Origin of the sequence: Collinsella aerofaciens (genome assembly GCF_039752775.1) — a bacterium.
Lineage (GTDB): Bacteria > Actinomycetota > Coriobacteriia > Coriobacteriales > Coriobacteriaceae > Collinsella > Collinsella aerofaciens_R.
Genome location: NZ_JBDMGT010000008.1, coordinates 65,365 through 77,115 on the forward strand (window position 1 = coordinate 65,365; position 11,751 = coordinate 77,115).

Sequence of the window (11,751 nt, forward strand, 5' to 3'; positions counted from 1 at the left end):
TGAAAATCTAATTTGATTCGCAATGCCATAGTATACGGGCATTTTCAATTACAAGATACACCTTGCCGTTTCAAGTGTTGATGGTAAACTTTCACTTACCGTTTACGGTTATGAAAGAACCTTTCACCGGAGAATTTCGCCTTGTCTCTTCTCACGCGGACGGCAGGTTGGTATCTTTCAAGTGTGGAAAAACGCGCATTGAAGCGCGTGTAGGGGAGCGCCTGCGGGCGCAAAACTTAAAAAGGAGGGACACATGGCTAAGTTTGACATCATCGCCGCGACCGGTTGCCCGACCGGCATTGCGCACACCTTCATGGCGAAGGAGGCGCTGGAGAAGGCAGCTGCCGAGCGAGGTCTGACCATTAAGGTCGAGACTCATGGCCAGGTCGGTGTCGAGAACGAGCTCACCAAGAGCGAGATCGCCGGTGCCAAGGCCGTCGTCGTCGCAGCCGATAAGGATGTCCAGGCTGAGCGTTTCGCCGGTAAGCCCATGGTTTCCGTCGGTGTTTCCAAGGCCCTGTCCGTCGAGGCCGCCGGAAAGCTGATCGACCGCGCGCTCGCCGCCAAGGGCGACGACACGGTTGCCACTGCCGCCGATGTCGAGGACGAGGTCGAGGAGAAGGAGTCCATCGGTCACGTCATCTACAAGCACCTCATGAACGGCGTCAGCCACATGCTGGTCTTCGTCGTTGCCGGTGGTGTTCTGACCGCCATTTCGTTCCTGTGGGGCATCACGTCCTTTGATTCGACGGCTGCCGACTACAACAGCTTTGCCGCGATGCTCAAGATTATCGGCGGTATCGCCATGAACCTCATGGTTCCGGTGCTCTCCGCCTACATCGCCGAGTCTATCGGCAAGCGCCCGGCGCTCGTCCCCGGCTTTGTTGCCGGTATGATTGCCATCCAGGGTCTGCCCGTTAACGCCGATACCGGCATGATCGACGCTGGAGGCTCGGGTGTGGGCTTTGGCTTCCTGGGCGGCATCGTCGGCGGCTTCCTCGCCGGCTATGTCATTTTGCTGCTCGAGAAGGTTTTCTCTAAAATTCCCGCGAGCCTTAATGGCCTGAAGGCGATCTTCCTGTATCCGCTGTGCTCTACCGCCATCGTCGGCCTGGTCATGCTCGGTATTTCCGGCCCCATGGCTGCCATTAACCAGGGCATGATGGATTTCCTGCAGAGCCTCGGTAACTCCGGTCCGGTGATCCTTGGCCTGGCCATCGGCTGCATGTGCGCCTTTGATATGGGCGGCCCGGTCAACAAGGCTGCTTACGCTACTGGCACCTTCCTGCTCGGTACCGCTCTCGAAGCTGGCGTCGGCACCGAGACCTACAACTTCGGCACCAACTTCATGGCTGCCGTCTCCGCCGCTTGCATCGTTCCGCCGCTGATCACCACCTTCGCCGTCGTTGTCGGCAAGAAGTACTTCAGCCAGGAGGATCATGACGCCGGTATCGTCAACCTCATCCTTGGTTGCACCCACATCACCGAGGGCGCCATTCCGTTCATGACCAAGAACATCTGGCCCGTCATGCCCATCATGATGCTCGGTTCTTCCATCGCTTCCATCTTGACCATCTTCTTCAACGTTCACGATCCGGCGCCTCACGGCGGCTTCCTGGTCCTGCCCGTTGTCGAGAACGGTCCGCTGTGGGTCCTCGCGATCCTCATCGGCGCTGTGGTCGGTGGCATCCTGTTCGTGGCCTTCAAGAAGTACGACTTCGAGAAGAATCAGAAGGCCGCTCCTGTAGCCAGGTCCGTTGAGGCCCCCAAGGCCGCTGCCGTCGAGGCCCCCAAGGCCGAGGCTGCCGACTTCGTGAAGGTCGAGAATGTCTTTGTCGCCGAGGACTTCGCTTCTCGTGACGAGGCTCTGAGCTTCGTTTCCAACCAGGCTGTCAAGGCCGGTATCGCCTGCGACGCCGACGCCGTGATGAACGCCTTCCTGGCCCGCGAGGCCGAGGGCACCACGGGCATGATGGAGGGTTTCGCCATCCCGCATGCCAAGTCCGACGCCATTACCGAGGCTGCCGTCATCGTCGTCAAGGACGAGTCCGGTGTGACCGGTTGGGACACCATGGACGGCGCTCCCGTCAACGTGGCCATCGCGCTGCTCATCCCGGGTGCCCAGGCCGGCACCACGCACCTTAAGATCCTGTCCAAGGTCGCCGAGGCGCTCATGGACGAGGACTTCCGTGCCACCGTCAAGGGTTCCACCGACGCCGCCAAGATCGCCAAGACGATCAACGCCCGCCTGGTCTAATCCCGCAACACGCGAATACCATCGCCCCCTGTATATAAGGCGGAGTCCCTCTCCAGGGCCTCCGCCTTTTTCTACCCCTCCTATAAGTTGCGGTGAAATAGGGACTGTTTAAACGATTCAACTCCAAATTCAGTCCCTATTTCACCGCAACTTACAAAAGGGCATAGAGGGGGCTACCTATCGAGTCTTTGTCGCGAACAGATCATCAGCCAGATTTCCGTTTGCACGATATTGCTCTGGACCGACCGAGTTTCCGCAGCTCGCCCGCCGGGCGGGGCGATTAAGTTTGTCTCGAGTTCCGCACGCAAAGGAAAGCACTTAATGTGCTTTCCGTCTTGCGCAGGACTGTAGAGCAGCAAACTTAATCGCCCCGCCCGGCGAGCAAGCGGACGACAAACACATCTGTCCAATAATTCGTCTGAAACATAATGAAAAACCGTTTGATGTGAGTTAATATAAACAACGTCGTGAATCTGACTCCTGCCACATGCATGACAGGGGTTAAACACAAAAAGGAGTCAATTATGGTTTCTGAGAAGGCTACCCTCGTTAATCCTCAGGGTCTGCACATGCGTCCGGCTGGTCTGTTCGCCTCCACCATGGGCAAGTACGCCTGTGACGTGACGGTCGTCACCCCCGAGAAGGAGGTCAACGGCAAGTCCCCGATGGCCCTCATGGCTGCTGGTATCCCTTGCGGTACCGAGGTCGAGGTCAAGTGCGACGGCGCCGACGAGGCCGAGGCTCTGGCTGCTGCCATCGAGCTCATCAAGAGCGGTCTTGGCGAGTAGAACTCAAACGGGTCGCATGTTGAACAATTAAGTTCATACTTGGGGGCGCAGTGACCTGTTCAAGGTAGCTGCGCTCTTTTGTCATGGATATGGCAAAACGCTTTATCACATGACACGGAGAGAGGAATGGGAATGTATCAGGGAGTCAACGCATCCGAGGGCATCGGTATCGGCACCGTCATGGTCGCCGTCGATCCCGACTTGACGTTTGAACCGCACGAGGTCGCTGATTCGGCAGCAGAGAAAGAGCGCTATCAGGCTGCTCTTTCGGTCTTCTGCGAGAAGACTCAGGCTCAGGCCGACCACATGAAGGAGACGGTGGGCGAGGCCGAGGCCGAGATCATGAGCGGACACATTGTCCTGGCTCAGGATCCGGGCATGACCGACGCCATTAACGCCGCTATTGACGGCGGCACCTGCGCCGAGCAGGCGCTCATGGACACCTCGACCATGTTCGAGAACATGTTTCTGTCCATGGACGACGAGATGTTCCGTCTGCGCGCGGCCGACATCGCCGACATCCGCACCGGTATTCTGGCCGAGCTGCTGGGCAAGGAGGTCGTCGACCTTTCCGTCCTGCCCGAGAACACCGTCGTTGTCGTGCACGACCTTACGCCGTCCATGACCGCCACGATCGATAAGGCCCACGTTGCCGGTATCGTCACCGAGACCGGTGGCCGCACGTCGCACTCCGCGATCATCGCGCGTGCCCTCGAGATCCCGGCCGTCCTTTCGGTCTCTAACAGCTGCACCGCGCTTCGCAACGGTATGACCGTTGTCGTCGACGGTGGCAAGGGTGTTGTCGAGGCCGATCCCGACGAGGAGACGCTCGCCGCCTATACCGCCAAGGCTGAGGCCTTTGCTGCCGAGAAGGCAGCCCTCGAGGCCTTCCGTGGCAAGCCGTCCGTGACTGCCGATGGCATCAAGAAGATCATCGCCTGCAACATCGGTAACCCCGATGACGTGCCCAACGCGCTCGATCACGACGCCGAGGCCATCGGTCTGTTCCGCTCCGAGTTCCTGTTCATGGACTCTGCCGAGCTTCCTTCCGAGGAGGAGCAGTTCAACGCCTACCGCAAGGTCGCCAGCGCGCTCAAGGGCGCTCCGGTCATCATCCGCACGCTCGATGTGGGTGGCGACAAGGAGATTCCGTATCTGCATATGGTCAAGGAAGACAACCCCTTCATGGGCTTCCGCGCCGTGCGTTACTGCCTGGCCAATCCCGACCAGTACAAGGTCCAGCTCCGCGCTCTGCTGCGCGCTAGCGCCTTCGGTGACGTCAAGATCATGATCCCGCTCGTCACCTGCGTCGAGGAGGTCTTGGCTGTCAAGGAGCTCGTCGAGCAGTGCAAGGCCGAGCTTACCGAAGAGGGTCGCAAGTTCAACGAGAACATCGAGGTCGGCATCATGGTCGAGACGCCCGCCGCTTCGCTGCTCGCAGACCGTCTGGCCGAGGTTGCCGACTTCTTCTCCATCGGCACCAACGACCTGATCGGCTACACCATGTGCGCCGACCGTGGTAACGACACCATCTCCAACCTGTACCAGGTTTACTATCCCGCCGTGCTCCGCTCGCTCAAGAACATCATCGAGAGCGGCGTGAAGGCCGGCATCATGGTCGGTATGTGCGGCGAGGCCGCTGCCGATCCGCTGCTCGAGCCGCTGCTGATCAGCTGGGGCCTGGAGGAGTTCTCGATGAGCGCTCCGTCGATCCTGCGCGCCCGCAAGACCATCAGCCAGTGGACCAAGGCCGAGTGCGACGAGCTCGCCGAGAAGGCACTCGCCTGCAACACCGCCGCCGAGGTCAAGGCACTGCTCGAGTCCGCAGCTCGCTAATTTGGTATCAGAGGTAACCGCGTGGTTGGAATGGGCCGGCCACGCGGCCCTCACATATACAGGGGGTACTGTAAATGTTCTACACGCTAACCGCTAACCCGGCTGTCGACATGACGGTTTCGAGCTCTCCGCTCGAGCCCGACGAGAACGTCCGCACCGGCTCGGCCAGCTACACGGCTAACGGCAAGGGCCTCGACGTGTCCTTCGCCTTTAAGAAGATGGGCGTCGACACCGTCGCGCTCGGCTTCTTCGCCGGCTTCACGGGCAAGTTCATCGTCGAGGAGGTCATGAACCTGGGTTGCCTCTGCCGCCCGGTCTGGACCGACGGTATCACGCGCATTAACACCTACGTCAACGATGGCCAGCACGAGTACGGCATCCTGAACCCCGGCGCCCCGATTACGCCGCAGCACCAGGAGGAGCTCTACAACATCCTGGACACCGCGGGCGATCTCGAGTGCCTGATCGTCTCCGGCTCCGTGCCTCCCAAAGCTACGCCCGACTTCCTGGCTCAGGTCATGGAGCACGCTCAGGCTCGTGGCGCTGACGTCGTCCTGGACCTGTCCTCCGACAAGCTCAAGGAGCTCGCTCACAAGAAGCCGCTGCTCATCAAGCCGAACCATCACGAGATGAAGGCCATCTTCGGCGTGCCGGTCGACACCGACGACGAGGTTCGTGTCGCCATGAAGATGGCTCACGACGCTGGCGTTCAGAACGTGCTGCTCACCCGTGGTAGCCGCGGCGACGCTTACTTCTCCAACGGCGAGGACATCTGGTACGCCAAGCGTGAGTTCAACATCAAGCTGGTCTCTTCCGTCTGCGCCGGCGACTGCACCCTCGCTGCGTTCCTGCACAAGTGGTACAGGGATCGCGACAACGTCGAGGAGGCCATGAAGCTCGCTATGGCCACCGGCGCCAACGTTGCCGAGTCCGTCGGCATTGGTGACTTCGGTCACGTCGACGAGTACAGCAAGCGCGTTGCTGTCCGCAAGCTCGATCGTCAGTAATCGAAACGCGACATATTCGTGCGCATGCGGCGCCCCGGTTTCGGCCGGGGCGCCTTTTTTGTTCCGCCATGGGGGAGAGGTGTCCTGCCGTACTTCATCGCTTCCACACCGTTCACCGAGTTGTCCTAGCCTTTTACCGATGCGTGGAATATACTTTCATTAACACGTTGCTTCGTGAAAGGAACATTCATGATTTACACGCTCACTGCTAATCCCGCCATTGATTACAACATCGCCTGCGACGGCCTTACTGCCAATACCGTCACGCGTACCCGCAATGCCGTCTACACGCCCAACGGCAAAGGCCTCAACGTCTCGTTTACGCTTGACCACTATAGTGTCGACACCACGATCCTAGGTTTCTTCGCCGGCTTCTCGGGTGAGTTTATCGTTAAGGGCGCCGAGGCCCTGGGCGTGCCCGTCAAGCCCGTGTGGACCGACGGTATTACGCGCGTCAATGTGTTCCTCAACGCCGGTCCCGACACCGAGTACAACATGGTCAATGCCGGTGCCGCCATCAATGAGGCCAACGAGCAGGAGATGTTTGAACTTATCGATTCGCTCGATGACATGACCTGCCTGGTCATCAGCGGCTCGCTGCCTCCCAACACTTCCGAGGGCTTCTTGGCCGAGGTTCTGCGCCGTGTCAAGGCCAAGGGGGCCGAGTTCGTCCTCGACATCTCGAGCCATCAGCTGGCAGACCTCATTGCTCTGGAGCCACTGCTGATCAAGCCCAATGACGACGAGCTGCTCGACATCTTTGGCATCAAGGTGAGCGGTGGCGACGACGAGTCCGTCAAGCTCGCTATGGCCGAGCTGCACGCCAAGGGCGCCAAGAACGTGCTGCTGACCCTTGGTGGCGCCGGTGCGTACTTCTCCAACGGCGAGCATATCTGGTTTGCCAACCGCACCTTCGACGTCAAGCTGCTGTCGACGGTGTGCGCCGGCGATTCCTCGCTCGCTGCCTTCCTGTCCGTGTGGCACGACGCCCCCGAGCGCGTCGAGGACGCCCTGCGCCTTTCGATGGCCACTGGCGCCAACGTGGTCGAGTGCCCCGGTCTGGGTGATTTTGCCAAGGTGGACGAATATAAGAAGCACATCGAGGTTCGCCAGGTCTGCTAGTTCCGGCACCTTGTCTGAATAGTTTGATTATTTCGCATCCGTCTTAGACTAGGATGGATGCGTTTTTGTTTATCGGACTTGCGTGTGCAGTGGAGGCTGTTTCTTGCTAGACTTCTTGCAGACGCAATCGATAGCCAATTTGATAGTCGCAGGAGGCCATAGGCATGTGCAATGTTTCGCTCAACGGTACTCAACCGTCCGATGCGTCCCTGCGCGTCCTGCGCGCGCTTGAGGCGGCTGGTCTTGAGGCTTGGTACGTGGGCGGTTGGGTGCGCGACGCCCTGATGGGGTGCCCCAGCCATGATGTTGATATGTGCTGTAGCGGCCTGTGGCAGGAGTCCAAAGTGGCGCTCGAGGCCGCCGGCATCGCGGTTGTGGAGTCGGGCATTAAATTTGGCGGAATCACGGCTATTTCCGATGGCGAGCGTATCGAGGTCACCACGTACCGTCTGGATGGCTTTTACACCGATGGTCGCCATCCCCAGAGTGTGGAGCGTGCCGCCTCGCTCGAGGACGATCTGGCGCGCCGCGACTTTACCGTCAACGCCATGGCCTGGCATCCCGAGCGCGAGCTTGTCGACCGCTACGACGGCCAGGGTGACTTGGAGCGCAAGCTGATTCGCGCTGTCGGCGATCCCAAGCGTCGCTTTAACGAGGACGCCCTGCGCATGCTGCGTGCGGTGCGCTTTGCCTGCCGTCTGGACTTTATGATTGAGCCCGAGACCAAGCGTGCGCTTGCCGAGTGCGCGCCGCTGCTCGATGCCGTGGCGCGTGAGCGTGTGGGTATTGAGCTCGAGGGCATTCTTTCGACCGGTCATGGGGGAGACGCGATGCTCCGCTATCCCGAGCTCATCTGCGCCGCCGTGCCCGAGTTGGCAGCGGGTCGCGGGTTTGATCAGCGCAGTGTCTATCATGCGTTTAACGTCTACGTGCATATCGCCCGTGTGCTGACGGTGGCGGGGGAGCTCGCGCTGTGTGACGGCGTCGCGCCCTCGTCGAGCCTTATGTGGGCGGCGTTTTTGCACGATGTGTCCAAGCCCGAGTGCTTCACGGTCGATCACGCCGGCAGCGGACACTTCTACGGTCATCCCGAGCTCGGCGCCAAGAAGGCGCGCGTCATTATGGATCGCCTGGCCCTCTCGCACGACTTGGTGCGCGACGTGTGCCTGCTCATCAAATACCATGACAAGCCGCTGCGCCCCGAGCGCTCCTGCCTGCTCAATATGATGCGCGCGCTTTCGGGTGAGGGCGTCGACACGGCCCGCCTGATTGACGAGCTCATGGACCTTAAGCGTGCCGACACACTTGGCAAGGCCCCGTCGTGCTTCTATTATGTTGAGACGATTGAGGAGATGCGCGCGCTGGCGCACGAGCTGCTGAAGGCAGGGGAGCCCTATACGCTCAAGATGCTCGCCATCAACGGCGGCGACCTGATCCGTGCCGGAGTCAAGCCCGGGCCGGAACTGGGTCAGCTTCTCAACTCCGCCCTCGACGCCGTGATCGAAGACGATATTCCCAACGAGCGCGAAGCTCTTTTGGTTCATCTCAACTTGAATTAGCTACCAAGTTTACCTGCGTATTTCATAACCTGCCGACAATTTTTCGGCAATTTGGAATTTCTTCTTGCGCTGACGTTTTTTGTCCCGTAATATATTTCTTCGCAGCACGGCAGTGCAGATGTCATGTGGCCCGTTCGTCTAGCGGTTTAGGACGCCGCCCTCTCAAGGCGGAGATCACCAGTTCGAATCTGGTACGGGCTACCACGCATCTGATACCCGGACTTCCTATGGAAGGCCGGGTTTTTTTATTTTCAAACAACCGTCTGCAATTCCCGTTTGAACCAGAGCTTTGCGTTCTGCCTATGGCCCTTACGGGTACAATATCCAAGATATTTTGACTGTTAGAAGGAGTCTCATGACGGAGTCCTCTCAGCATACGTCTAAGCCCCAGGTCGAGGTTGAGGCCTCGGGCGGAGATGACAATAAGAGCGCACGCCGCGGCGCCATCTTTATCGGTGTCGTGCTGGTAGGTTATATCGTCTATCTGGTGGTAACCGGGCAGATGGGGCAGTTCTGGGCCGCTATGTCGAGCGTCCAGGCGCCATGGCTCGTTGTCGCGTGTCTTTGCATGTTCATGTACCTGTTCTTTGGCATTGTGGCCTATGCGATCGCCGTCTGGCTCGATCCCAATTCGCCCGTCGGCATCCGCGACCTGATCTCGGTCGAGGCGAGTGGCATCTTCTTTGGCAACCTGACGCCCATGATGATGGGCTCCACCCCGGCTCAAATCTATCGCCTGACCAAGGCCGGCCAAAACGTGGGCGAGGCCGGCGCCACGCAATTCACGCGTTTTATCGTGTACCAGTTTGGCCTTGTTGCCTGGGGCGCTATCCTACTGCTTGCTCGTATGCCGTTTTTTGCCGAGCGCTATGGCGACATGACGCTGCTGTGCGTCTTTAGCTTTGGTGGGCACTGCTGCATCTTGCTTGGCATCTTCGCCGTCGCGCTCATGCCTAAGACCGTCACGCGCGTCGCCCATTGCATCATCAATTGGCTGGAGCGCATAGGTGTCTCGGCCACTATGATCGAGGGATGGCGCACGTTTGTCGACGGCGAGATCTACTCCTTCTCCGAGAAGTTCAAGCTTTCGGCCGGACATTTTTCTTCCATGCTGCTCACCGTGTTTATCACCATGCTGCAACTCGCGTTTTTCTATCTGGTTCCGTATTTCCTGATGCTTGCCTTTGGCCACCACGAGGTCGACTTTTTTTCGGTCATGGCCGCGAGCGCCTTTGTCCAGCTGCTGAGCTCTGCGGTTCCCTTGCCCGGTGGAACTGGTGGCGCTGAGGGCGGCTTTGCATTGTTCTTGGGTCATTTCTTTGGGTCGGCTTCGACCGCCGGCTATCTGCTGTGGCGCCTCATTACGTTTATTGCGCCGACCATTTTGGCTGCGCCCCTGCTGGGACTTAAGAGCGCCCACAACGAGAGCATCCATGCGCGTTGGGATCGTGTGATGCACAAGCTCGGCCGCACGCCTCAGACGCCCTCTGCGCCCACTAAGCCGCACCCCACGAATGCTGTTACCGTTGATCCCAAGAAGCGCGCTCGGAAGGCTTCTGGGACCGCTAAGCCGGCTCATAAAGCCTATGTGCGCCAGACAGGCGATGGTATTCGCGTATCTCCGTCGGCACTCAATAAGAAGAAGCATCCCAAGTCGCAGTAGGGCAGTCGTGCGTTCTTCATGGTGCGGGGCATATTTGTGCTGTATGGGGGATAATCCTCTTACGTAGATTATCTCTCATCTGTTGATGAATGCTCGCATATCGAAGGGACACGCCCATGGCAACCAGCAAACCGCGTCTTGATCGTCGCATCATTCGCAGCCGTAATGCCATCCTTTCCGCTTTCGAGCGCCTGCTCATGGAAAAGCCGCTGGCAGACATTACGGTGAGTGCCATCGCGCGCGAGGCCAATGTCGACCGCAAGACCTTTTACGTTCACTTTGGTACTGTTGACGGCCTGCTCGATGCCATTGCCGTCGATGTGGTGGAGATGATTGTCGACTCGGTCGAGAAAACGCTTGCTTCTATGGACGGTGACACCAACGAGCGCGCTCTTGGCGCGGCGGCGACCTTCTTTAAAACCGTTAACGAGGCACTGTGCAACAACTTGGTGCTCAATCGTCAGCTGATCGAGAACATTCCGCTCGATGATTTTATGGCTCGTCTTCGTGCGCCGCTCGAGCACGAGATTGCCGAGCGCGATCTGCTGCCCCAAGGTCTCAAGGACGAGATGTTCGATTACTATCTGGCGTTTTTGCTGTCGGGTATTATCGGTATCTATCGCACGTGGGCGCTGTCTGACGGTTCGGTTCCTATCGAGCGTGTCTCTGAGGTCGCCAACGACCTGACTCTCAACGGTCTGTCGAGTCTGGAATCTCGCTTCGAATAGCATCGATAATTCAACAACTTATAGAAGTTGCGGTGGAATAGGGATTGTTTTGGTTATTGGAAGGCCGTTGGGGGTGCGGACAGAAAGTTGGACCGCGGGGCGGTCCGGACTGGAGGTTCGCATGTACAGCAGGGAGAAGGTCGAGCTCTTCCTCCTGGCGACGGAGGACGGCATGGGGCCGACCGCCGCCGCGAAGTTCGCGGGGGTCTCGGTGGGCGCGGCCAAGAAGTGGGCGACGGGGCACCTCCCGCACAGCTACACCGGGGCGCGCTGTAGAATCGGGGCGAGGAAACCGCCACGGAAGGAGGCCAGCTTGGGCCCCGACAAGTCGATCTACGCCCCGCCGGCGACCGGCCCGCTCGCCGGGCTCAACGAGGACCAGATAGAGAACCTGCTGCTCAGGGCGGTGTTGGCCGACCTAAAAGCGGAAGGGTGGGACCCGGCTTCGATCTCGAACAGGAGCAAGTGCGAGCTCGGCGAGAGATTGAGGCGGGCGACCGCCCTGCCCCTCCGCTCGATCACAGGTTTCTTGAGGATATCGAAGAGCTCCTATGAGTACTGGAGGCCCCGCGTCGCCGCGCCGCGCGACCGCGACGCCGACATACGCGACCGCGTGGTGCGCATCTTCCGCGAGGGCTCGGGGTGCTGGGGGTACCGCACCGTCTGGGCGCGCCTGCGCCGCGAGGGCGTCCGGGCCAGCGAGAAGCGCGTGGCCCGCGTGATGCGCGAGGAGGGCCTCGAGGTCGTCTACAACAAGAGGCGCGCCCGGGGCTACAGCTCCTACGCCGGCG

General features: G+C 59.6%; 9 protein-coding genes and 1 tRNA gene. All 10 read left to right on the forward strand.

The window, feature by feature from the left end:
- The first annotated feature begins 253 nt into the window (after nt 1–253).
- On the forward strand, nt 254–2,257 hold the full coding sequence (locus ABHR63_RS03625; protein ID WP_346964663.1) for a fructose-specific PTS transporter subunit EIIC: 2,004 nt from the start codon (nt 254–256) through the stop codon (nt 2,255–2,257).
- Nucleotides 2,258–2,781: 524 nt separating this feature from the next.
- On the forward strand, nt 2,782–3,045 hold the full coding sequence (locus ABHR63_RS03630) for an HPr family phosphocarrier protein (RefSeq protein WP_022094575.1): 264 nt from the start codon (nt 2,782–2,784) through the stop codon (nt 3,043–3,045).
- 132 nt (nt 3,046–3,177) lie between these two features.
- Complete coding sequence (gene ptsP, locus ABHR63_RS03635) at nt 3,178–4,881, forward strand: phosphoenolpyruvate--protein phosphotransferase (RefSeq protein WP_346964662.1); 1,704 nt, start codon at nt 3,178–3,180, stop codon at nt 4,879–4,881.
- Between the two features lie 74 nt (nt 4,882–4,955).
- Nucleotides 4,956–5,888, forward strand: a complete 933-nt coding sequence (locus ABHR63_RS03640; protein WP_006233969.1) for a 1-phosphofructokinase family hexose kinase — start codon at nt 4,956–4,958, stop codon at nt 5,886–5,888.
- Nucleotides 5,889–6,077: 189 nt separating this feature from the next.
- Entirely contained in the window at nt 6,078–7,010 is a 933-nt protein-coding gene (locus tag ABHR63_RS03645; RefSeq protein WP_346964661.1) for a 1-phosphofructokinase family hexose kinase, read from the forward strand.
- A 164-nt stretch (nt 7,011–7,174) separates the two neighbouring features.
- The gene (locus ABHR63_RS03650) at nt 7,175–8,569 is read left to right on the forward strand and encodes a CCA tRNA nucleotidyltransferase (RefSeq protein ID WP_346964660.1); all 1,395 of its coding nucleotides are present in this window, start codon (nt 7,175–7,177) and stop codon (nt 8,567–8,569) included.
- Between the two features lie 127 nt (nt 8,570–8,696).
- Nucleotides 8,697–8,773, forward strand: a tRNA-Glu gene (locus ABHR63_RS03655).
- 151 nt (nt 8,774–8,924) lie between these two features.
- Entirely contained in the window at nt 8,925–10,232 is a 1,308-nt protein-coding gene (locus ABHR63_RS03660) for a lysylphosphatidylglycerol synthase transmembrane domain-containing protein (protein ID WP_346964659.1), read from the forward strand.
- A 116-nt stretch (nt 10,233–10,348) separates the two neighbouring features.
- The gene (locus ABHR63_RS03665; protein ID WP_346964658.1) at nt 10,349–10,960 is read left to right on the forward strand and encodes a TetR/AcrR family transcriptional regulator; all 612 of its coding nucleotides are present in this window, start codon (nt 10,349–10,351) and stop codon (nt 10,958–10,960) included.
- Between the two features lie 121 nt (nt 10,961–11,081).
- Nucleotides 11,082–11,751: IS3 family transposase (locus ABHR63_RS03670; protein WP_346965871.1), on the forward strand; the 670-nt coding region annotated here is incomplete at its 3' end.